The following is a 22,750-nucleotide window of genomic DNA, read 5'->3' as shown; positions in this document are numbered from 1 at the left end:
GCCTGGCGGCCGCTTGTGCGCTGCAAACCGGCGGCGCGAACGCCGGCAACGCACGAGCACGGGCCACGCCGCGCTCGCGCGCCGCGGCCCCGGGGCTGGCTGGATGGAGAGGAAGTTGCGCAGCGCGGCACGCGCCTGCGTACCGCGCCGCGAGCAAGGAGATGGCTAGTAGCCGCGCAGTACGGCCCAGCGCTGCGTATGGAAGTGGCTGTCGCCCAGCAGCGCCTGCGCCGCGCTCGCCCGCTTCATGTAGAAGCCGATCTCGAACTCATCGGTCATGCCCATGCCGCCGTGCATCTGCACGCCCTCCTGCACGGCCAGCAGCGCCGTGGTGCCGGCGCGCGCCTTGGCCGCCGACACCAGCGCCGCCGGCCCGGCCGGGGCTTCGTCCAGCGTCTGCTGGCTGCGCAGCACCAGCGCGCGCGTGATCTCGATCTCGCTGAACAGGTGCGCGGCGCGATGCTGCAGCGCCTGGAACTCACCGATGATCTTGCCGAACTGCTTGCGCTCCTTCAGGTACTGCACGGTACGCTCGAATGCCTCGTCGGCAATGCCCACAAGCTCGGAAGCCAGCGCCGCGCGCGCCAGGTCCAGCACCTGCCCGAGCGGCCCTGCGGCGGCGCCGACCGGGCCGAGCACGGCATCGTCGCCCACCCTCACGTCGCGCAACCGGATGCGCGCCGCATTGCGCGCATCCGCCATCACGGTGCGCTCGACCGAGACGCCCGCGCTGCCGCGCGGCACCAGGAACAGCGAGATGCCGTCGGCATCGTCGGTGCCGCCGGCGGTGCGCCCGGCCACGATCAGCGTATCGGCGACGTGCCCGTCGATGACGAACATCTTGTCGCCGTCCAGCACGAAGCCGCCATCCTGGCGCGCCGCGCGCAATGCCTGCCGCTCGGGCCGGTGCGTGCCCTGCTCGTCGATGGCCAGCGCGGTCAGGTGCTTGCCCGCGGCAATGGCAGGCAGGTATTGCGCCTGCTGTGCCGCATTGCCGCAGCGCGAGATCAGCAGCGCGCCAAGCACCGCGGTGGAAAAGAACGGGGTGGGCGCCAGCGTGCGGCCAAGGGCCTCCATGATCACGCCCGCCTCCACCGCGCCGAGGCCGCTGCCGCCGAACTCTTCCGCCACCAGCACGCCGGCGAAGCCGAGTTCGGCAAAGCTGTGCCACAGGTCCGGCGAGAAGCCGGTCTCATCGCGCGTGTCGCGCAGCTTGCGCAGCGTGGAAACCGGCGCGCTCTCGCGCAGGAATGCCAGCGCGCTCTCGCGCAACATTTCCTGCGTCTGGTTCAGTACGATTGCCATGGGTTCGATCTCTCTGCGTGGATTCGGGGAAGCCTCAGGCGCCGGGCAAGCCGAGCAGGCGCTTGGCCACGATATTCAGCTGCACCTCGCTGGTACCGCCCTCGATCGAGTTGGCCTTGCTGCGCAGCCATCCGCGCGCGGTCGCGCCCTCCTGGCTGCGCTCGCTTTCCCACTCCAGCGCGGCGCTGCCGCCGATCGACATCAGCAGTTCGTAGCGTCGCTTGTTGAGCTCCGACCCGTAGTACTTCAGCACCGACGAGAACGCGGCAATGCCTTCGCCCTGGCGGGCGAGATCCATCGCGCGCTCCGCGGCCAGGCCGAAAGCGGCCTCGTCGATCTCGAAGGCGGCGATCTGCGCGCGCAGCATGGGCGCGTCGATCTCGCCGCCGGCATTGCGCCCGATCGTCTCGGCCGCCAGCTTGCCCAGCGGCTGGCGCACGCCGCGGCTGCCAATGCCGCTGATCATCTCGCGCTCGTGCGTGAGCAGGTATTTGGCGATGGCCCAGCCGCCGTTGGGCTCGCCCACCAGGTTGGCGCGCGGCACCACCACATCGTCGAAAAAGGTCTCGCAGAACGGGGACTTGCCGGAGATCAGTACGATGGGGCGCGTGGAGACGCCCGGCGTCTCCATGTCGAACAGCAGGAAGCTGATGCCCGTGTGCTTCTGCGCGGAGAAATCGGTGCGCACCAGGCAGAAGATCCAGTCCGCCTTGTCGGCATACGACGTCCAGATCTTCTGGCCGTTGACGACGAAATGATCGCCGCGGTCATCCGCACGGGTCTGCAGCGAGGCAAGGTCAGAACCCGCGTTGGGCTCCGAGTAGCCCTGGCACCAGCGGATCTCGCCGCGCGCGATCCTGGGCAGGTGCTCGCGCTTCTGCGCTTCCGAGCCGTACTTCAGCAAGGCCGGCCCGAGCATCCAGATGCCGAAGCTCTGCAGCGGCGCGCGGCAACCGAGCGCCTGCATTTCCTGGCGCAGCACCTTGGCCTGTTCGCGGCCCAGGCCCCCGCCACCGTACTCGCGCGGCCATTCCGGCACGGTCCAGCCCTTGTCCGCCATGCGCGCCAGCCACTGCCGCTGCGCCTCGGACTGGAACCTGAACTTGCGCCCGCCCCAGCAAATATCGTCGTCGTTGCGCACCGGCTGCCGCATTTCCTGCGGGCATTGCGCTTCCAGCCAGGCACGTACCTCCTGCCGGAAGGTTTCCAGGTCATCCACGCTTGTCTCCTGTCCTGTTCTTGGTTTTCTTGCCCGCTGCCCGCGGCACAGGCGCGGCCGGCGTAGCTGGTTTATATAATCCGCATCGGTCAACGTCAATACTCCATTTCCGAAACGGAGATAATCCCCCGCTTGCTGGCCATGACCGTCGTGCATGACGTCCCGCCCGCCTCGTGCATGATGTCGCCTGTCAAAACCGCAGTGTTTGCCGCGTTCTGCACAGCAGTATTGAAAGAATCCCGCGCATTTGTAGCGCTTGACCGGGGGTGACCCCGCCCCTCCCCGGCGCTGCTGTGATAGCATCGAAAAAACATACCAAAACCACGAAACCTGACCGGCGAACCATGTTCGCCGCAGCAGCGTGGAAGACGAGGAGACCGAGTGAAGGCTGAAGCCAACGGCACGCCGCCGGCTGCCGCCGTCATTGCGCCGCCCGCGCACGCCAGCTATCCGGGCGCCCGCGCGCCGGACCGCATGCGCACCGTCGACGCCGACGGCATCCGCATCGCCGTCTACGAATGGGGCGACGCAAGCGCAACCCCGGTGCTGCTGGTGCACGGCGCGATGGATTTCGCGCGCACCTTCGACGTGTTCGCGCCGCTGCTGGCGGACGCCGGCTACCGCGTGGTGTCCTACGACCACCGCGGCCACGGCGATTCCGAGCACACCGACATGTATAGCTGGGTCGCCGACGAACGCGACCTGCTCGCGGTGGCGGACTCGGTCACGCGGGAGCCCTTCGCGGTGATCGGCCACAGCAAGGGGGGGTCCCTGCTGGTGCATGCCATCCAGGCGCTGCCGCACCGCTTCACCCGCTTCGTGGCCATCGACGGGCTGCCCTTTCGCAATCCGCATGCGGACAGCGCGGTGCGAGAGAAGAAGTCGATGACCGCCGAGATCATCACGCACTGGCTGGACACGCGCCGCCGCAGCGCCACGCTGGCACGCAAGCCCGGCACGCTGGAAGACCTGGCGCGCCGGCGCGCGCGCATGAACCCGCGCCTGTCCCATGACTGGCTGCGCTACCTTGCCGCGCTGGGCGCGCGCCAGGATGCCGGCGGCTGGCGCTGGAAGCTCGATCCGGTGATCGGCACCTCGGGCTTTGGCCCCATGCGCGCGCGCTGGATGACCGACCGGCTGCCCGGCTTTCCGGTGCCGATGCTGGCCATCTTCGGCACCGAGCGCGAGCCGATGGGCTGGGATGCCACCGCCGCCGACCTGGCGCCCTATTTCCCGCCGTCGACGCAGGTCCACGTGATGCGCGATACCGGGCACTTCATCCATATCGAGCAGCCGCACGAGACCGCGGCGCTGATCCTGGGCTTCCTGCGTCCATGAACACGCCCATCCGCCTGCGCCACAACCGCCTGCGGCTGGCACTGCATCCGCTCAAGGCCGGCGACGGCCCTTCGCTGCTGCTGCTGCACGGCCTGGGCGAGCGCTCGCCGCAGGCCTTGCCGCCCGAGTACGCGGCGTGGCCCGGCGCCGTGCATGCTCTCGACTTCACCGGACACGGCCAGTCGGACATCCCGCGCGGCGGCGGCTACAGTTGCGAGTTCCTGATGGCCGACGCCGATATCGCACTGGCCCACCTTGGCCCCTGCACCGTGGCCGGGCGCGGGCTGGGCGGCTATATCGCGCTGCTGCTGGCGGGCGCGCGGCCGCACGAGGTGCGTGGCGCAATCCTGCGCGACGGGCCGGGCCTGGCCGGCGGCGGCACGGCCGCGCGCAACCCATATATCCCGATCGTCGACACCGCGCGCAGCGGCCCGCCCGATCCCTACGCCATCGCCGACCTGGCCACCGACGTGCGCCCGCCCAGCTATGCGGCCAACTACGCCATGCTGGCGGCGCAGCACTCCGCCACGCCGCAACCGATCTCGATATGCACCAGCGAGCGGCCCGACTGGCTCAAGGCGGTGATCGACCTGCTCTCGCTGGAGAAGGCGGATCTGGCGCAGGCGCTGCAGCGCTACGCATCGCTGCCCGCGCAGGCCGGGGGCGCGGCGGCATGAAAGGCGGCCTTGCCACCGAAGGCGCCGCCATGCCCGGCACGGTACAACACGATGCGTCCTCGGCCCACGCGCTGGCGGAAGACGATTTCCTCGCCCACGTGCGGCGCAACCTGCCGCGCAACGCCCAGGCCTACCTGATCCACGGCATGCTCGGCATGACCGGCTTCCGGCTGGTGACCGCGCCCACCTTCGTGCCCGCCTATATCTACCTGCTGTCCGGCTCCAAGCTGGTGGTGGGCTGCGTGCTGTCCGCACAGTACGCGGGCATGGCGCTGTCCTCCATCTGGGGCGCCACGCAGATCGAGCATCGCCAGCGCGTGATGCCGCTGATCTACCTGGTGGGCTGGATGGTGCGGCTGCAGATCCTCGGGCTGGCGCTGTCGGCCTTCCTGCTCTCCGGCGCCGGCGCGCTGGGCGCGGCGGCGGTGTTCCTGCTGCTGTTCGGCCTGTTCAACGGGGTGCAGAACGTCACCTTCAACTACCTGACGTCGAAGATCATCCCGCTGGAGCGGCGCGGCACGCTCAGTGCCCTGCGCAACTTCCTCGGCGGGCTGATCGCGGCCGCCGTGGCCTACCTGGGCGGGCGCTACCTGGTGGGCGGCAATGTGTTCGGCAACGGCTACGCCACCACCTTCCTGTCCGCCTTCGTGCTCACCAGCCTGGGCATCTCGGCGCTGACGCGCATGCGCGAGCCGGTGCTGCACGACGTGCGCGCGCAGGCGGGCTTTCGCCAGCGCCTGCGCGAAGTGCCGGCCCTGCTGCGCGCGGACAAGCACTATGTGCGCTTCTTCGTGGCGCGCGCCCTGGTGGCGCTGAGCATGATGGCGGTGCCGTTCTACGCCATTTTCGTCGGCAGCCACCTGCCGCTGTCGGGCGCCACGCTGGGCTACCTGAGCATCGCCTACCTGCTGGCGCAGACCACCAGCAACCTGGCGTGGGGCCGCCTTGCCGACCGCCACGGCTACCGCCTGGTGTTCCTGTCCAGCATCGGCCTTTGGGCGGTGTCCACCGCGGCGCTGATGCTGTGCGACAGCCTGCCCGCCTTCTTGCTGGTGTTCTGCGGACTGGGCGCCGGCTTCGGCGGCTATTTCCTTTCCGCCGACAACTTCGCGCTCGAATTCGGCAACCGGCGCGACCGCCCGATGCTGCTCGCGGTCTCCGACACGGCCACCTTCGCCATGATGGCGTGCGGACCGGTCCTTGGCGGGCTGCTGGCGCAGGGCGTGCGTTTTTCGCTGGTGTTCGTGGCCGCCATCGCCGTACTGGCCATGGCCTTCCTGCTCGCGTTGCGGGTGCAGGAGCCACGCCGCCGGCCGCGGCCGCAGCGCGAGCCCAACGCATAGCCCGCCTGCGCGGGACATACCGGGATCTTCAGGAGACCTAATGGCGAACAAGACCTATCCGGAGTTCAGCACGCACTACCCGCTTGTGCTCACCACCATCATGAAGCGCCCGGTGCGGATGTACCCCGACCAGACCGGCGTGGTGTACCGCAACCATGTCAGCGGCGAGTATTTCCGTTTCACCTGGATGCAGTGGTACCGGCGCGTGGCGCGGCTGGCCAACGGCTTGCGCGGGCGGTTCAAGGTGCGGCCGGGCGTGCCGGGCGAGGCTGGCGACCGCATCGCCACCATGGCGCTCAACACGCACCGCCACCTGGAGCTGTACTACGGCGTGACGGGTGTCGGCGCCACGCTGCACCCGATCAATGTCCGGCTGTCGCCGCAGCATATCGTCTACACCATCCGGCATGCGCAGGACCGCGTGATCTTCGTCGACGATACGCTGATGCCCCTGCTCGAAGGCATCTACGAGCAGATCAGCGATGTGGTGGAAACAGTGGTCTACATGTCCGACAAGCCAGGCCTGCCGGACAGCCGCATCCCCGGCCTGATCAGCTACGAAGACCTGCTCGCCGGCGAGCCTGACACCATCGAATGGCCGGCGCTGCACGAAGACGTGAACGCCACGCTGTGCTACACGACCGGCACCACCGGCCAGCCCAAGGGCGCCACCTTCACGCATCGCCAGCTCTACCTGATGACGGTCCACATGATGGCGCAGACGGCCATCGCCAACACCCCGGAACAGGACATCGCCGACGGCCTGGGCACGCGCCTGGGCGAAGGCGCGGTGCCGCTGCTCAATACCCCGATGTTCCACGTGCACGGCTGGGGCCAGCCCTTCGTGGCGGTCTACAGCGCGCAGAAGATCGTGCTGCACGGCACCTTCACCGTGCAGGGCTTCTGCGAGCTGGTGCAGCGCGAGCGCGTGACCTCGGTGGGCATCGTCGCCACCATCGCGGCGATGTTGCTGGAGTACCCGGACCTGGGCAAGTACGACCTCAGCAGCCTGGTGCGCGTGAGCGTGGGCGGCGGCGCGCTGCCGCTGGGACTCAAGCGCAAGCTCGAGGCGCTGATCCCCACCTTCCGCATGAGTTCCGGCTATGGCATGACGGAAACCGCGCCCACCATCGTCAGCTCCTTTATCAAGAAGACCATGGTCCAGGAGGGTCGCGAGGCGACCGACGCCGTGCTGGTCAAGGCCGGCCTGCCGATCCTCGGCGTGGAAGTGGAGGTGGTCGACGGGCAAGGCAAGCCCGTGCCGCAGGACGACCAGACCGTGGGCGAGATCGTGGTACGCGCGCCGTGGGCCACCGAGCAATATTTCCGCAATCCCGAGAAGAGCGCCGAGTTGTGGCAGGACGGATGGCTGCACACCGGCGATATCGCCCGCGTCGACGCCGAGGGCTATATCACCGTTGCCGACCGCATGAAGGACGTGATCCGCAGCGGCGCCGAGATGGTGCCCACCGTGCTGCTGGAAAACCTGATCGCCATGGCGGACTTCGTGCACGAGGCCACCGTGGTCGGCGTGCCCGATCCGGTGTGGGGCGAAAAGCCCATGGCGCTGGTGAGCGTGCGGACCGGGTTCGAGGCCACCGAGGAAAGCGTCATCGACTTCCTCAAGGTGCACGGCGTGGAGACCGGCAAGATCACCCGCTGGATGCTGCCCAAGCTGGTCGCCATCACGCGCGACATCCCCAAGACCAGCGTGGGCAAGTTCAACAAGAAGCAGATCCGCGACGATCTCGACAAATTCCTCGCCATTGCCAGGGACGTCTCGTCCCGGCATGGCTGAGCATCGATTCAAAACCAGACAGGAGACCACCCATGCGTGAAGCCGTCATCGTATCCACCGCGCGCACCCCGATCGGCAAGGCCCATCGCGGCGCGTTCAACAACACCCAGGCGCAGGAACTGGGCGCGCATGCCATCTCGCATGCGGTGCAGCGCGCCGGGATCGACCCCGCCGAGATCGCCGATGTGATCCTCGGCTGCGCCGTGCAGCAGGGCAGCAGCGGCGGCAACGTGGCGCGCCAGGCGCTGCTGCGCGCCGGCCTGCCGGTAACGGTGCCCGGCATGTCGCTGGACCGCCAGTGCGCCTCCGGCCTGATGGCCATCGCCACGGCCGCCAAGCAGATCATCGTGGACGGCATGCAGGTCGCCGTGGGGGGCGGGCTGGAGTCGATCTCGCTGGTGCAGAACGACAAGATCAACCGCTATCGCGCCGCCGACCCGCAGCTGGTGCAGATGCTGCCGCAGATCTACATGACCATGCTGGAAACGGCCGAGATCGTGGCCGCGCGCTATGGCGTCTCGCGCGAGGCGCAGGATGCCTACGCCCTGCAATCGCAGCAGCGTACCGCCGCCGCGCAGGAAGCCGGCCGCTTCGATACCGAGATCGCGCCGATGAGCGCCACCATGCTGGTGACCGACAAGGAAAGCGGCGCGGTCAGCGAGAAACAGATCACCCTGCGCAAGGACGAGGGCAACCGCCCGGGCACCACCCTGGCTGACCTGCAGGCGCTCAAGCCGGTCTTCAAGAATGGCCAGCGCGTGGCCCAGGGCGCCTTCATCACCGCCGGCAATGCCTCGCAGCTTTCCGACGGCGCCTCCGCCATGGTGCTGATGGAGGCAAAGGAGGCCGAACGCCGTGGCCTGCAGCCGCTGGGCGCCTACCGCGGCATGGCCGTGGCCGGCTGCGACCCGGACGAGATGGGCATCGGCCCGGTCTTCGCCATCCCCAGGCTGCTCAAGCAGCATGGCCTGTCGGTGAGCGACATCGGCCTGTGGGAACTGAATGAAGCCTTCGCCAGCCAGGTCCTGCATTGCCGCGACACGCTGGGCATTCCCGACGAACGCCTGAACGTCTCCGGCGGCGCGATCTCCATCGGCCATCCCTATGGCATGTCGGGCGCGCRCATGGCGGGCCACCTGCTGATCGAGGGCAAGCGCCGCGGCGCGAAGTTCGGCGTGGTGACGATGTGCATTGGCGGCGGCATGGGTGCCGCGGGCCTCTTCGAAATTTTCTGAAACCGATTTTCCGAGCCACTTTCCGGGAGCCAACCCTCATGACAGCCATCAACGCCGTAGCCGATCTCGCCATCGAAGGCGAGATCGCCATCCTCACGCTCGACTCGCCCCCCGTCAACGCCCTGTCCGCGGCGGTGCGCGCGGGGCTGCGCGACGGCATCGCGCAGGCCGTGGCCAACGCCGCGGTCAAGGGCATCGTGCTGATCTGTGCAGGCAAGACCTTTATCGCCGGCGCCGACATCACCGAGTTCGGCAAGCCGCCGTCGGGCCCGGCGCTCGCCGAAGTGCAGGCCGCCATCGAGGACGCGCCCAAGCCCGTCGTGGCCGCCATCCATGGCACCGCCCTGGGCGGCGGGCTCGAAACTGCGCTGGTGTGCCACTATCGCGTGGCGGCCAGGACCGCAAAATGCGGCCTGCCCGAAGTCAACCTCGGGCTGCTGCCCGGCGCGGGCGGCACGCAGCGCCTGCCGCGCATCGTGGGCGCCGCCAAGGCGCTCGAGATGGTGACCTCCGGCGCGCACATCGGCGCGGCCGAGGCCGCCGAAATGGGCCTGTTCGACCTGGTGACCGACGACGCCACGCTGCGCCAGGACGCCATCGCCTTCACCCGCCGCGTGATCGCCGAGGGACGTGCGCTGCGCAAGGTGCGCGACCTCGACGAGAAGGTGCAGGCCGCGCGCGGCCAGCCGGAGCTGTTCGCCGAATTCCGCAAGGCCAATGCGCGCCGCTTCCGCGGCTTCGACGCGCCCGAGTACAACATCCGCTGCATCGAGGCGGCTGTCAACCTGCCGTTCGACGAAGGCATGAAGGTGGAGCGCAAGCTCTTCCTGGAGCTGATGGGCGGCACCCAATCGGCCGCGCAGCGCTACTATTTCTTCGCCTCGCGCCAGGTATGGAACCTGCCTGACGTGCCGGCCGACACGCCGCTGATCCCGGTCAGGAAGATCGGCATCATCGGCGCGGGCACCATGGGCGGCGGCATCGCCATGAACTTCCTCAACGCCGGCTACCCCGTCACCATCGTGGAAACCGCGCAGGAAGCACTGGACCGCGGCCTGCGCACCATCCGCGCCAACTACGACAACACCGCGAAGAAAGGCCGCATCACCGCCGCCGACGTCGACAAGCGCATGGCGCTGCTGACGCCGTCGCTGGACCTTGGCCAGCTCGCCGACGCCGACCTCATCATCGAAGCCGTGTTCGAGAACATGGAGGTGAAGAAGGACATCTTCGGCAAGCTCGACAAGATCGCAAAGCAGGGAGCCATCCTGGCGACGAACACCTCGGCGCTGGACGTCGACGAGATCGCCGGCGCCACCGCGCGCCCCGAGAGCGTGATCGGCCTGCACTTCTTCTCACCCGCCAACGTGATGAAGCTGCTCGAGGTCGTGCGCGGGGAGAAGACGGCCAAGCCCGTCATCCGCACCGCGATGGAGCTTGCCCGCAAGATCGGCAAGGTCGCCGCGCTGGTGGGCGTATGCCCGGGCTTTGTCGGCAACCGCATGCTGGCCCAGCGCCAGCGCGAGGCACAGAAGCTGGTGCTGGAAGGCGCGCTGCCGTGGGATGTGGACCGCGTGCTCTACGACTTCGGTTTCCCGATGGGCCCGTTCGCCATGAGCGACCTGGCCGGCCTGGACCTGGGCTGGAGCCGCGAGGCATCGAGCAGCTCCACGCTGCGCGAGATCCTGTGCGAGATGGACCGGCGCGGCCAGAAGACCGGCGCCGGCTACTACGACTACGACGAGAAGCGCAACGCCGTGCCCTCGCCCAAGGTCGAGCAGATCATCCGCGCCTTCGCCGCGCAGCAGGGCAAGACCAGCCGCGAGGTGTCCCGGCAGGAGATCCTGGAGCGCTGCATCTACCCGATGATCAATGAAGGCGCCAAGATCCTGCAGGAAGGCAAGGCCATCCGCGCCTCCGACATCGACGTGGTGTGGGTGAACGGTTATGGCTGGCCGGTCTATCGCGGTGGCCCGATGTGCTATGCCGACACCATCGGGCTGGACAAGGTGCTGGCGGCCATGAAGCGCTTCGAGGCCAGCTTCGGTGCGGATTTCAAGCCCGCCAGGCTGCTCGAAGACCTGGTGGCGCAGGGCAAGTCGTTCCGCGACCTGAAGTGACGACCTGAAGTAAGTCGGCCGCGCGCCGGCCTCCCCACCGTTCGCGTTCAGAAGCGGTGGCGCACGCCCACCCCGAGGGTGTCCGCGTGCGCTTGCGCCGTCAGCCCGTCATAGAAGTACGCGGCGTACACGTCGGTGCGTTTCGACAGGTTGTAGTCATACGCCAGCCCGGCCGTGTTGCGGCGGAATTCGCCCGCATTGCTGCTGGTCCTGGCGTGGGCATACGACACCAGCATGCTGCCGGCGCCGAGCGGGACCGACACGCCGAACTGCCCGTTGGCGTGCCGGATATCGCCGCTGGCGCTGTCGACGCCGGTCTTGATGTACTGGCCCTGCGCGAACAGCTTGACCACCTTGAAATCGTAGCTCAGCCCGCCCTGCACCGCATTTTGCCTGCCGAAGCCGGCCAGCGCCGCCGGCGCGTTGACATCGCCTGGCGCGCCGTTGAACTTCGCCTGCTGGAACGCCACCGTCGCCGCGAACGGCCCGTTGAAGTACAGGACGTTGCCGCCCCACTTGTTCTGGCCGCCGCTGCCGGGCTGCTCGCCGAAGGCATAGATCAGGTTGACCGTCAGCCCGGCCAGCACCGGGGTAGAGTAGACCACCGAGTTGCTCCAGCCGGAGTCGCCGATGATGCCGGGATCATAGAGCGCGCCGCTGCCCGCCGTCTTGTAGGTCTGGAAGATCGACGGCGCGAAGTTGTACGAGTCCACCAGCGGGTTGAACAGGATGGTGGAGAGAAAGTACGGCGTGGTGTTGCGGCCCAGCTTGAGCGTGCCATAGCTGTTGCTCTGCAGGCCTGCGAAGGCGTTGCGCGTGAACATCGGATCGGTATCGGAGCGGCCCGACTTGCCCGCATCGACGCGCAGGAAGCCGTTGAGATCGAAGATCGCCTTGAGGCCGCCGCCGAGTTCCTCGCTGCCGCGCATGCCCCAGTACGAAGTCTGCATGCCGCCGGCGCCGAGCACGTAGGCGCGGTCGCCGCCGGCGGCGCGGTTGCTGCCGACAAAGCTGTCCACCTGCCCGTAGAGCGTGACGCCGGACTGCGCGTGCCCTGTGCCGGCCACGCACAGCGTGCCGAACAGCAGCAGCGCTGCCTTGCTCCTGGCCATTGACGTTCTCTTCGCGATCTTCCGCATGTGTTTCCTCCTCGTCGTTGTTGTCTTTGCGTGTGGCTCTTGTGTGTGGCTCTTGTGTGTGGCTCTTGTGTGTGTCTCTTGCTTGCGGCTCTTGCTTGTTGTCCTGGCTTGCCTGGCCGCCGGCGTTTGTCCGTGCCCTGCCCGCCGGCTGACGGCAAAAGGGGCCCCGCCGCCCGCCTGCTGCGGCGGGCGGCCGGATGATTGCTCTGCGGGGCGAAAGGCGAGGCTAGGTCGGCGGCGTGCCGATGCCGCCGTGGTCCTGCGACCAGCGCACGGGGTCGTCGAGGAAGCGGCGCAGCTCGTCGAGGCTGCGCTGGCCGACATGGCCTGAGGCCTGTGCGGCGTCGAGGATGTCGCGCCAGCCCGCGAGCGCGTGCACCGTCACCTGCCAGGGCGCGAGCGCCTGCGCGGTGGGGAAGGTGCCGTAGTCGAACAGCACAAAGATATCCTTCACGGTGGCGCCGGCGGCGCCAAGCGCCGCGCAGAAGATGCGCTTGGAGCGGGCCGCCGCCATCATGTCGTCGACCAGCAGCACGCGGTCGCCCGTGGCCAGCAATCCCTCGACCTGCGAAGCCGGGCCGAGCCCCCTGGCTTCCTTGCGCACGTACAGCAAGGGCAGGTCCAGCGTGTCGGCCACCCAGGCGGCGAAGGCAATGCCGCTGGCTTCCGCGCCGGCGACGGCGTCGATGCCCTCCAGGCAATGGCGGTCCCGCAGCATTGCCAGGCCGCGCGCCACCAGTTCGCGCCGCAGGCGCGGAAAGGCGATCAGCCGGCGGCAATCGATATAGACCGGGCTGGCCCAGCCCGACGGCAGCCGGAACGGCTCGTCGGTGCGGAACTTCACGCAGCCGGCCTCCAGCAAGGCCTGGCCGACGGTGGCCGCGAGCCCGAGCCGGGTTCGTAGTTCAGACATGGCTTGCTCCATTGCTTGCTACCGGGATCGGGCTTCCGGCTTGCCGGGTTGGCCGGCATCCGCCAGCCGCCATTGCAGTGTTTCGCCCGCCAGGAAGGGCCGGATCGCTCCGCCGTCCGGCAAGGCAAGCGATTCCGGCGCACGGCCGGGCTCGCGCACGAAGGTGATGCTGCCCTCGTTCGGCGCCAGGCCGTAGAAGCGGCTGCCGTTCTCGCTGGCGAAGGCCTCGAAACGGTCAAGCACGCCCTCCTCGCCGAACACGCCGAGATAGGCTTCGAGCGCCACCGGCGCGCTGAAGATGCCGGCGCAGCCGCACGCCGCCTCCTTGGCGGCGCGCACATGCGGGGCCGAGTCGGTGCCGAGGAAGAAGGCCGGCGAGCCCGATGTGGCGGCGCGCCGCAGCGCCAGCCGGTGCCGCTCGCGCTTGAGCACGGGCAGGCAATACAAGTGCGGCCGGAGCCCGCCCGCGAACATCGCATTGCGGCTGTACATCAGGTGCTGCGGGGTGATGGTGGCAGCCAGGCGCCCGCTGCCGTCGCGGCCGACGAACTCGGCGGCCTGCGCCGTGGTGATGTGTTCGAGCACCACCTTGAGGCGGGGAAAGCGCTGCAGCAGCGGCTTGAGCGTCTGCTCGATGAACACGGCTTCGCGGTCGAACACATCCACGGCGGGATCGGTGCTTTCGCCATGGACCAGCAGCGGCATGCCGATCTCCTGCATGGCGGCGAGCACCCCGGCCACGCGGGCGATCGCGGTCACGCCATGTTCCGAGTGCGTGGTGGCACCCGCGGGATACAGCTTGGCCGCGGCGAACACGCCTTCTCCGTAGCCGCGCCGCAGCTCGGCGGGGTCGGTCGTGTCGCAGAGGTAGCAGGTCATCAGGGGCGTGAAGCGCGCGCCGGCCGGCAGCGCGGCCACGATGCGCTCGCGGTAGGCATGGGCCGCGTCCACCGTGGTCACGGGCCGCTCCAGGTTTGGCATGACGATGGCGCGCGCAAACTGCCGCGCCGTATAGGGCAGCACCGCGCGCAGCGTGTCGCCGTCGCGCAGGTGCAGGTGCCAGTCGTCCGGGCGGCGGATGGTCAGGCGCCGGGGGTTCGGGATCATCTCGGGGGTCTCCTCTCGGTGTGCGGGGCGTGGCGCGTCAGAGGCGGGCGATGGTGCCTGCCAGCACCCCCACGCCGAGCATGAAGTCGTCCAGGTCCATGGCCTCGTCCGGGTTGTGCGAGCCGTGCTCGTTGCGGATGAACAGCATGCCGGTCGGGATGCCGGCATTGGCGAACAGGGACGCATCGTGCCCTGCTCCGCTGGCGACCATCTCGAACGGCGTGCCCTGCGCGCGGCACTGCTGCGCCAGCAACTCGGACAGGCCCGCATCCATCGTCGCCGGCGCGGAATCCACGCGGCGGTCGAAATCGAAGCGCACGCCGCGGTCGCGCGCGATGGCCTTGCACTCCGTGCGCATCAGCTGGTAGAAGCCTTCCAGCGTCTCCACGCTCTTGCTGCGCGCCTCGAAGCTGAAGCTCACCGTGCCCGGGATGCGCGAGACCGAATGCGCCTCCGGGCTGGTGGTGACCACGCCGGTGGTCACCACCAGGTCGATGCCGCGCTCGAGCAGCACGCGCCAGTGTTCGTCCAGGCGCACGATCAGCTCGGCCACGGCGAACATGGCGTCCTTGCGCAGCCAGCGCGGCACGGCGCCGGAATGCCCGGCCTCGCCGAGGCAGGCGATGCGGTTGTGGCGCACATTGCCGCGGATGCCGGGCACCACCGCCAGCGGCAGGCCGCGCGCCACCATCACCGGGCCCTGCTCGATATGCAGCTCCAGGTAGGCGCGCGCACGGGCGCGGTCGAACAGCGGCTGCTGGGCGCGGATCGCTTCCATGTCGGCGCCGAGCGCGGCCATGCACTCGGCCATGGTGCGGCCGTGCTGGCGGTGGCGCAGCGCGAGATCGTCGGCCGACAGCTTGCCGAGCGCGGCGCCGGAACCCATGTAGGCCTTGCCGAACCACGCGCTTTCCTCGCCACGAAAGCCGATCACGTTGAGCGGCACGGGCGACGCGCGGCCCGCGCGCTGCTGCGCGACCAGGCACAGCAGCCCGGCCACGATGCCGGCCATGCCGTCGAAGTTGCCACCTTGCGGCACCGAGTCCAGGTGCGACCCGACCCAGGCGGCGGGGGCGTCGCTGGCCGCGCCGCCAAGGCGGAACACGAGGTTGGCGGCGCCATCGGCCTCCACGTGCAGGCCCTCGCGCTGCGCGAAAGCGCGCAGGTAGTCGGCCGCCGCGGTCTCGCCCGCGCCGTAGCTGTCGCGCGTCACCCCGACGCCGTCGGACGACAGCGCGCGGATGTCGTCGAACAGCGTCTGCGCGAGCGGCTTGAGTTCCTCAATATCCATGACAGATGTCCATTGATGCGGTGCGGGCGCTCAGCCCGATTGCTGGGCGAAGCGCAGCCAGCGGTCGCTCAGCTGGCGGTCCAGCCTGACCTGCCCGGTGAGGTCGCGCAGCGCCGGGGTGCCGGTCTCGTCGCAGTACGCATGCAGGCCGTCGACGATCTTCTGCATGACGCCGGGGTCGCGGAACGAGGCGGTACCGATCTGCACCGCGGAGGCGCCCGCGAGCATGAACTCCACCGCGTCGTGCGCGCTCTGGATGCCGCCGCAGCCGATCACCGGGATGCGCACCGCGCGGTAGCACTGGTGCACCAGCCGCAGGGCGATGGGCTTGATGGCCGGCCCGGACAGGCCGCCCATGACATTGCCGAGCCTGGGCTTGCGCGTGTGCACGTCGATGGCCATGCCGAGCACGGTATTGCCCATGACGATGGCATCGGCACCCGCGTCTTCCGCCGCGCGCGCCACCGCCGCGATATTGGAGGCGTTGGGCGTGAGCTTGACCCAGAACGGATGGCGCGTGCGCCGGCGGATCGCCGCCACCGCCTTGTAGGTGGTCTCCGGCAGCATGGCGAAGGCCATGCCGTCGGCCTCGAGGTTGGGGCATGAGATATTGGCTTCGATCACCGCCACTTCGGGCAATGACATTGCCTCGCATGCATGCGCGAACTCCTCGGCCGTATCGGCGGAGATCGACACCACCACCGGCGTGTCGTACCGCGTGTAGGGCGGCAGCACGTGCGCGCGGTAGTAGTCCAGCCCCTTGCTCGGGATGCCGATGGAGTTCAGCATGCCGCCGTGGGTTTCCGCCACGCGCGGCGTGGGATTGCCGGCGCGCGCCTTGGGCGAGACGCTCTTGATCACCAGTGCGCCGAGCTGGTTGAAGTCCAGCGCCTCGCGGTACTCGATCGCGAAGCAGCCGGAGGCGGGCATGATGGGGTTGCGCAGCGTCAGATCGCCAACCCGGACGGATAGATCAGCCAAACTCCACCTCCCCTACTACTTCGCGAATGGAAAATACGGGGCCTTCGCGGCAAACCCGCAGGAATTGCTTGTCGCCGTCGCAGTCGAACATCCGCACGCAGGACAGGCAAACGCCCATGCCGCAGGCCATGCGCTGCTCCATGGCGACCTCGCCGCGCACCTGCGGGTAGTCCGCCAGCACGCGCTGCAGCAGCATCAGCAGGCGGTGCGAGCCGCAGGTGTAGAGCGCATCGGGCCGCTGCTCGTCGATCAGGCGGCGCAGCAAACCCTCAACCGCCTCCACCGCGGACGAACCGTCCTCGTCGAACACGCCGTGCACCTGTGCGTCGGCGCCGCGCAGGAACTCACTGTCCATCAGGTCGTCGCGGGTGCGCGCGGACATCACCGCGGTGATCGCCACGCCCGCCTCGGCGGCCTGCCGCACCAGCGGCGCCATGGTGGCCAGGCCCACGCCGCGCGCCACCACCAGGATGCGCCGGTACGCGGGCTCGAAGGCGAAGGTATTGCCGAGCGGGCCGACGATATCCATATGGCCGTCGGCCGGCAGGCTTGCCATGGCCCGCGTGCCCAGCCCGGTGACGTTGTAGAGGAACTCGATGCGGCCGTCTTCCGGGCCGGCGCCGTACACGCTCATCGGCCGCAGCAGGAAGGGCTGCGCTTCGTCGCTGACCGGGCACTTGAGCTGGTAGAACTGTCCGGGGCGCGTGATGCGGGCGATCGGCGCATCGGCTTCGAGCCGGATGTACTTGTAGCGCCGGTTGACCCAGTAGTGCTCGACGACGCGGCAGCGGTACGACGCGACCGTCGCGGCGCTGTCCGCGCCGCACAGGGATGGTGACATGGTGACTCCTGTCTGTTTGATGCCTGCCGGCGGCGGCCTGGGGCCGCACGGCTTGCCGGCTGGCAGCCGGGGGCGGCCGTGGTCCGGTCCGGCGATGTGGTTCGGGCGATGCGGTTCGGGCTATTCCAGCTCCACGCCCTTGAGCTCGGGAATAAGGAAGAAGGTGGCGATCATGTCCAGCACATAGATGCTGGCCAGCAGCGCGATGGCGACCTGGAAGGAGTACGTCGCGGCGAGCGCGCCCACCACGATGGGCCCGAATCCACCCACGGCCCGGCCGATATTGAAGAGCACGTTCTGCGCGGTGGCGCGCGCCGCGGTGGGATAGGCTTCGGAGATCAGCGCGCCGTAGCCGCCGATCATGCCGTTGACGAACATGCCCATCACCGCGCCGGCCCACAGCATCGTCGCCGGGTCCGACATGCGCGCATAGGCCAGCACCATCGCCACCGCGCCGGCCTGGAAGATCAGGAAGGTGGGCTTGCGGCCGATGCGGTCCGCCAGGTGCCCGAAGACATAGACACCCACCATCATTCCCACGATCGTCACCGAGGTCCACATTGCCGACTTGGTCAGCGAGAAGCCCAGCGCCCGCGACAGGTAGGTGGGCAGCCAGATCATGATCCCGTAGTAGCCGAAGTTCTGCACGGCGCAGAGGATCACGATGCCCAGGCTGGTGCGCGTGGTGCGCGCATCGGCCACCAGCAGCCGGAAGGCGTTGACCTTCTTCTTCTCCGCGCTGCGCACGAACACCTCGGGCTCATGCAGCCGGTTGCGCACGAACCAGGCCACCAGCGCCGGCACCACGCCCAGCAGGAACATGCCGCGCCAGCCGATATGCGGCAGCAGCAACGGCGTGAGCAGCGAAGCCATCAGCACGCCCGCCTGCCAGCCCAGCGCCACATACGACGACACCCGCGCCCGCTTGCTGGCCGGCCACGCCTCGGCGGCCAGCGCCATGCCGATGCCGAACTCGCCGCCCAGGCCGATGCCCGCGATCGTGCGGTACACCAGCAAATCCCAGAAACCCTGCGCGAACGCGCACAGCCCGGTGAAGACCGCGAACAGCACGATGGTCCAGGTCAGCACGCGTACCCGGCCGTAGCGGTCGCTCAGGGCGCCGAAGATGATCCCGCCCGCCACCGCGCCGATCAGCGTCCATGTCACCAGCGCGCCGGACTGCCCCGTGCTCAGGCTCAGCGCAACGCTGATGGCCGGCAGCATGAAGCCGAGGATCAGSAGGTCGAACCCGTCCATGGCATAGCCGATGGCCGAGCCCGCCAGTGCCTTCCAGGCATAGGACGAGGTGCGCCCGGGCCGTGCGGATCGGGTGGAGAGCGCCTCGGCGGGCGATGCCGGTGCTTTTGCGTTTGCTTCCATGTGGGTTGCTCCTGCTGTTGTCATGCTGGTCTGGCGACACTGCCGCCTGGTTTGGGTCTGACGGTCGGCGGATGTGGCGCCGGTCACCTTCCTTGATTTGATCTCATTTTTTAGACAGTATCGCCGAAAATTTGCCCGAAGCATCGGAGTGACTGCTATCGGGCCGCATCTGCATGCCTATCTCTTTTTTTAGATTACGTTCCGGACTTTGGCTTTGCAAGGGGTTTTTGCGTGCCTAGGGTATCTCCGGAGATGGGGAGACTGACACCCCGCAGGACGTCGGCCACATGATGGTTGCCGTCCGTCCAATTACTGAGACAAACACCAGCAAGGTCACTTGGGCATGCCCCACCGTCACGAAGCAGGGGCCGGGGCACCCGCGCGCTCCGGGCCTGCCGGGTGCACGGGCCGTCCCGGAAGCACCCCGCGCGCCAGCGTGCGGCTGCACATCGCTTTGTACCGCTGTGTATCCAGGCCGCCCGCGGACAAGAAACACCGCATTTCCGGCTCCTTGCTGAAACAGGCCGGATACACGCGGACGCTGAAATGCCGTGACGGCCCCCCGGGTTTCAGAACGCCGCACGCGATGCGGACATGGAGAGAGAAAATGACGACCACCCAGCATGACGCGCACGCCGCACAGCCGGCCCAGCAGTGGCTTCGCGTCGAGACCTACACCAGCGGACTGATCGGACCCAGCCAGCCAATGCTGGGGCCGCTGGCCGATGGCGGCACCCTGGTTACCGGTACCCCGCCAGGCTGCTGGGGGCCGATGATCACGCCGTCGTTCCAGGGCGGGCACGAAGTGACGCAACCGGTCGCGATCGCCGGCGCCGAGATCGGCGACGCCGTCGCGCTGAAGATTCAACGCATGCGCGTCACCTCGGTGGCCACCTCCTCGGGCGTCATGCGCTTTGTCGAAGGCCGCTATCACGGTGACCCCTTCGTTGCCAAATTCTGCGCCGCATGCGGTACCGAACACCCGGCCAGCCACGTCGAGGGCATTGGCGAGGAGGCGATCCGCTGCAATCACTGCGGGGCCGAGGTGAGCGCCTTCCGGTTCAGCCATGGCTACGTGATCGTGCTGGACCAGGAAAATCAGGTCAGCCTCACCGTCAGCCAGGAAGTGGCCAACCGCCTGGCGGGCAATGCGGCGGAGATGTCCGCACTGCCCTCGCTGGCAGCCCAGCACTCGATCCTGTCGCTGGCACGCGCCGACATCCCTGGCGTGGCGGCGCATATGCGCCCGTTCCTCGGCAATATCGGCACCACGCCGGCACGCGACTTGCCAGACTCCCATAATTGCGCCGATTTCGGCCAGTACCTGGTGGGTGCGCCGCACCGGTACGGCATGACCCAGGAGGAGTTGCACGCGGCCAAGACTGACGGCCACATGGACACCAATTCGGTGCGCGAGGGCTGCATCCTGATCTGCCCGGTCAAGGTGCCGGGAGCCGGCGTGTACATGGGCGACATGCATGCCCAGCAGGGCAACGGCGAGATCGCCGGCCACGCCACCGACGTGTCCGGCGAAACGGAACTGACGGTGGAGGTCATCAAGCACCTCACGCTCGACGGGCCGATCCTGCTGCAGAACATCGACGACCTGCCCCCCATGGCCCGGCCCATGAGTGCCGAGCAGCGCCAGCGGGTACGTGAGCTTGGCGCGCGCTGGGGACAAGGCGAAATCGAACAAAACGGCCCGATCACCTTTATCGGCAGCGGCGTGAACCTCAACGCCGCCACCGAGAACGGTCTGCGCCGCGCCGCGGCCGTTACGGGCCTACCCTATGAAGAGGTACTCAACCGCGCCACCATCAACGGCTCCATCGAGATCAGCCGCCTGCCCGGCACCGTCCGCGTCACGTTCCTGTGCCCGCTGGACACCCTGGACCGCATGGGGATCGGCCACCTGGTGCGCGAAAAGTACCAGCTGCCATAAGGCGCAAGCCGAGCCAGGAAGACCGGCCGGCGCGCGAACCTTGCCGGCCGGCATCGCTCCCAGCCACCTACTTGCCCGTCAGGGAAAGGATTTTCATGCCTACCACTGTCAACGAACGGCGTCGCCTGCTCTTGAAGGGCGCCGCCGCAAGCGCTGCCGCAAGCGTCGCCCTGCCGCAACTGGCATTTGCCGCCAAGGCCCAGGCCGATCCCGGAAACGCCGCGGCGATGCAGCAGCTTGGACCGCTCAAGCACATCGACGCCGGGGTCCTCAACATCGGCTACCACGAATCCGGGCCGGCCGACGGACCGCCCGTCGTGCTGCTGCATGGCTACCCGTACAGCGTCTACAGCTTCATCGAGGTCGCACCGATGCTTGCCAGCCGTGGATGCCGGGTGATCGTGCCGCATCTGCGCGGACATGGACCGACCCGGTTCCTCGATGCCGCCACGCCCCGGTCGGGCCAGCAGGGCGCGATCGGCACCGACGTGATCGCGCTGATGGACGCATTGCGCATGCCGCGCGCGGTCCTTGCCGGCTTCGACTGGGGCGGCCGCGCGGCATGCGTCGCCGCCGCGCTCTGGCCCGAGCGATGCGCCGGGCTGGTTTCGGTCAACAGCTACCTGATACAAGACATCGCCAGATCGACATTGCCCATCCCCCCGCAGATCGAATCCGGGCTGTGGTACCAGTACTACTTCCAGACCGAAAGGGGAAGGGCGGGCCTGGCGGCCAACAGGCGTGAAATCGCCAGGGTCATCTGGAAGCGGAACTCGCCGAGCTGGCAGTTCGACGACGCCACGCTGGATCGTGCGGCGAGCGTGTTCGACAACCCGGACTACGTCGACGTGGTGATTCATTCCTACCGTCACCGCCTGGGTCTTGCCCCGGGATTCCCGGCATACGAAGCGACGGAGAAGCGACTTGCCGCCCAGCCCGTCATCACGGTCCCGGCCATTACGCTGGACGGAAAGGCCGACGGGAATTTCCCCGCGACCGATGGCAAATCGTCCGCCGCGAGGTTCAGCGGGCCGCGCTCGCATCGCGTGGTGGACAACGCAGGGCACAACCTTCCGGAGGAAGCGCCCCAAGCATATGCTGCCGCGGCGCTGGAGCTTGCCGGCATTGCCCGCTGAGCCCGGCAAGGCGGCCGCGGGGCGCCGCATGCGCCCGGCATGCGCTCGCCCTGCGTCAGCCTTGCGCCGCCCTGGTGCTGGCCGGCATGGCGACCAGGCCTGAGGCGAACACCACGCCCAGGATCACCCCGCCCGCGCCCACCACCTGCCATGCGTTGGGGGGCACGCCGAGCACGGTGGAAACCAGCATGGTGAACACCGGCGCCAGGTTGAAGAAGATCGAAGTGCGCGCCGCGCCGATGTGGTGGATGCCGCAGAACCACAGCAGGTAGGCCAGCAGCGAACCGCCCGCGGCGAGATACAGGACGGCGGCATGGATGCTCGCGGGCGCGGCGGCGATGCTCGCCAGCGGCCGTTCGAAGACGAAGCCGAGGATGATCAGGCCGATGGCGCCGAACAACATCGAGAAGCCCGTGTTCTCCAGCGCCGTGGCGTCCTTGACGAAGCGCCGCGTGCCGACCATGTTGGCGGCCCAGGCCAGGCTGCCCGCGAGAATGATGGCATCGCCGCGCGCCACCTTGAGCGCGAGCAGCATGTGGATGTCGCCGCGCGTGATCACCAGGCCTACGCCGAGCAGGCCGAAGACCAGGCCGAGCGCGCGCCCGGGATCGATACGTTCGCCCTCGAAGACCACCGCGAGGAGCATGGTCCACAACGGCGTGGTGGCAAGGATCAGCGCGCCGTTGATCGGGGTGGTGGTCTGCAGGCCGAAAAACGTGGCGAGGTTGAATGCGGTGAACCCCAGCAGGCCCAGGCCGATGTATGCCCACAGGTTCTTGCGCAGCACGCTCAGGCGCAGCTTGCCCTGCAGGCCAAAGATCAGCAGCAGCAGGACGGTCGAGATGACGAAGCGCTCGATCGAGGCGCTGATCGGTGTCATATGCCGGATGATCAACGCACCGGCGTTGAAGTTCGTCCCCCAGAAGAAGGTCGAGACGACGATGCCGAGATAGGCGAGGCTTTCTGGCTTGCGCATGGCTGACTC

At 68.4% G+C, this 22,750-nt stretch carries 18 protein-coding genes; 8 read left to right on the top strand and 10 right to left on the bottom strand.

Annotated features, from left to right (window positions below):
• Positions 1-165: 165 nt before the first annotated feature.
• Both AB4Z48_RS10610 and AB4Z48_RS10605 read right to left on the bottom strand, forming a co-directional pair.
• A complete protein-coding gene (locus tag AB4Z48_RS10610; RefSeq protein WP_441613887.1) occupies positions 166-1,305 on the bottom strand; it encodes an acyl-CoA dehydrogenase family protein in 1,140 nt (379 codons plus the stop codon).
• 34 nt (positions 1,306-1,339) lie between these two features.
• A complete protein-coding gene (locus AB4Z48_RS10605; RefSeq protein ID WP_441613886.1) occupies positions 1,340-2,524 on the bottom strand; it encodes an acyl-CoA dehydrogenase family protein in 1,185 nt (394 codons plus the stop codon).
• A gap of 381 nt (positions 2,525-2,905) precedes the next feature.
• Here AB4Z48_RS10605 and AB4Z48_RS10600 point away from each other — a divergent pair, with 381 nt between their 5' ends.
• From AB4Z48_RS10600 to AB4Z48_RS10575, 6 genes are read left to right on the top strand one after another with little or no spacing between them, the layout of a single operon-like run.
• Positions 2,906-3,862: an alpha/beta fold hydrolase gene (locus AB4Z48_RS10600; RefSeq protein ID WP_441613885.1), complete on the top strand. Its 957-nt coding sequence runs from the start codon at positions 2,906-2,908 to the stop codon at positions 3,860-3,862.
• Positions 3,859-4,539: an alpha/beta fold hydrolase gene (locus AB4Z48_RS10595; protein ID WP_441613884.1), complete on the top strand. Its 681-nt coding sequence runs from the start codon at positions 3,859-3,861 to the stop codon at positions 4,537-4,539. The genes AB4Z48_RS10600 and AB4Z48_RS10595 overlap by 4 nt, the downstream gene beginning before the upstream one ends.
• Positions 4,536-5,882, top strand: a complete 1,347-nt coding sequence (locus AB4Z48_RS10590; RefSeq protein ID WP_441613883.1) for an MFS transporter — start codon at positions 4,536-4,538, stop codon at positions 5,880-5,882. The genes AB4Z48_RS10595 and AB4Z48_RS10590 overlap by 4 nt, the downstream gene beginning before the upstream one ends.
• A gap of 40 nt (positions 5,883-5,922) precedes the next feature.
• Positions 5,923-7,680 (top strand): long-chain-fatty-acid--CoA ligase, encoded by a 1,758-nt coding sequence (locus AB4Z48_RS10585; RefSeq protein ID WP_441613882.1) that lies wholly within the window; start codon positions 5,923-5,925, stop codon positions 7,678-7,680.
• Positions 7,681-7,712: 32 nt separating this feature from the next.
• The gene (locus AB4Z48_RS10580) at positions 7,713-8,915 is read left to right on the top strand and encodes an acetyl-CoA C-acyltransferase (RefSeq protein WP_441613881.1); all 1,203 of its coding nucleotides are present in this window, start codon (positions 7,713-7,715) and stop codon (positions 8,913-8,915) included.
• Between the two features lie 38 nt (positions 8,916-8,953).
• The gene (locus tag AB4Z48_RS10575; protein WP_441613880.1) at positions 8,954-11,035 is read left to right on the top strand and encodes a 3-hydroxyacyl-CoA dehydrogenase NAD-binding domain-containing protein; all 2,082 of its coding nucleotides are present in this window, start codon (positions 8,954-8,956) and stop codon (positions 11,033-11,035) included.
• Positions 11,036-11,082: 47 nt separating this feature from the next.
• On the opposite strand, the gene AB4Z48_RS10570 is transcribed toward AB4Z48_RS10575, so the two are convergent.
• The 7 genes from AB4Z48_RS10570 to AB4Z48_RS10540 form a co-directional block, all read right to left on the bottom strand.
• Positions 11,083-12,147 (bottom strand): porin, encoded by a 1,065-nt coding sequence (locus tag AB4Z48_RS10570; RefSeq protein WP_441613879.1) that lies wholly within the window; start codon positions 12,145-12,147, stop codon positions 11,083-11,085.
• 253 nt (positions 12,148-12,400) lie between these two features.
• Positions 12,401-13,087: an orotate phosphoribosyltransferase gene (locus tag AB4Z48_RS10565; protein ID WP_441613878.1), complete on the bottom strand. Its 687-nt coding sequence runs from the start codon at positions 13,085-13,087 to the stop codon at positions 12,401-12,403.
• An 18-nt stretch (positions 13,088-13,105) separates the two neighbouring features.
• Positions 13,106-14,194, bottom strand: coding sequence for a dihydroorotase (gene pyrC / locus AB4Z48_RS10560; protein WP_441613877.1), 1,089 nt, complete (start codon positions 14,192-14,194; stop codon positions 13,106-13,108).
• Positions 14,195-14,231: 37 nt separating this feature from the next.
• Entirely contained in the window at positions 14,232-15,485 is a 1,254-nt protein-coding gene (locus AB4Z48_RS10555; RefSeq protein WP_441613876.1) for a Zn-dependent hydrolase, read from the bottom strand.
• Between the two features lie 30 nt (positions 15,486-15,515).
• A complete protein-coding gene (locus tag AB4Z48_RS10550) occupies positions 15,516-16,466 on the bottom strand; it encodes a dihydroorotate dehydrogenase (protein WP_441613875.1) in 951 nt (316 codons plus the stop codon).
• Positions 16,459-17,307 carry a dihydroorotate dehydrogenase electron transfer subunit gene (locus tag AB4Z48_RS10545; RefSeq protein ID WP_441613874.1) on the bottom strand — a complete coding sequence of 283 codons (849 nt, stop codon included), beginning with the start codon at positions 17,305-17,307 and terminating at the stop codon, positions 16,459-16,461. The genes AB4Z48_RS10550 and AB4Z48_RS10545 overlap by 8 nt, the downstream gene beginning before the upstream one ends.
• A 120-nt stretch (positions 17,308-17,427) precedes the next feature.
• Positions 17,428-18,687: an MFS transporter gene (locus tag AB4Z48_RS10540; RefSeq protein WP_441613873.1), complete on the bottom strand. Its 1,260-nt coding sequence runs from the start codon at positions 18,685-18,687 to the stop codon at positions 17,428-17,430.
• Between the two features lie 607 nt (positions 18,688-19,294).
• Here AB4Z48_RS10540 and AB4Z48_RS10535 point away from each other — a divergent pair.
• Together AB4Z48_RS10535 and AB4Z48_RS10530 are read left to right on the top strand one after the other, a co-directional pair.
• Positions 19,295-20,629, top strand: coding sequence for an acetamidase/formamidase family protein (locus AB4Z48_RS10535; RefSeq protein WP_441613872.1), 1,335 nt, complete (start codon positions 19,295-19,297; stop codon positions 20,627-20,629).
• 95 nt (positions 20,630-20,724) lie between these two features.
• Positions 20,725-21,765 carry an alpha/beta fold hydrolase gene (locus AB4Z48_RS10530; protein ID WP_441613871.1) on the top strand — a complete coding sequence of 347 codons (1,041 nt, stop codon included), beginning with the start codon at positions 20,725-20,727 and terminating at the stop codon, positions 21,763-21,765.
• A 55-nt stretch (positions 21,766-21,820) separates the two neighbouring features.
• Here the strand turns inward: AB4Z48_RS10530 and AB4Z48_RS10525 are convergent, their stop codons facing one another.
• The gene (locus AB4Z48_RS10525) at positions 21,821-22,741 is read right to left on the bottom strand and encodes a DMT family transporter (protein ID WP_441613870.1); all 921 of its coding nucleotides are present in this window, start codon (positions 22,739-22,741) and stop codon (positions 21,821-21,823) included.
• Between the last annotated feature and the right edge of the window lie 9 nt (positions 22,742-22,750).

The organism is Cupriavidus sp. 2TAF22 (assembly GCF_052115045.1).
GTDB lineage: Bacteria > Pseudomonadota > Gammaproteobacteria > Burkholderiales > Burkholderiaceae > Cupriavidus.
The sequence above is the reverse complement of the archived record's forward strand: the minus strand, read 5'-3'. Positions and strand labels throughout refer to the sequence as shown.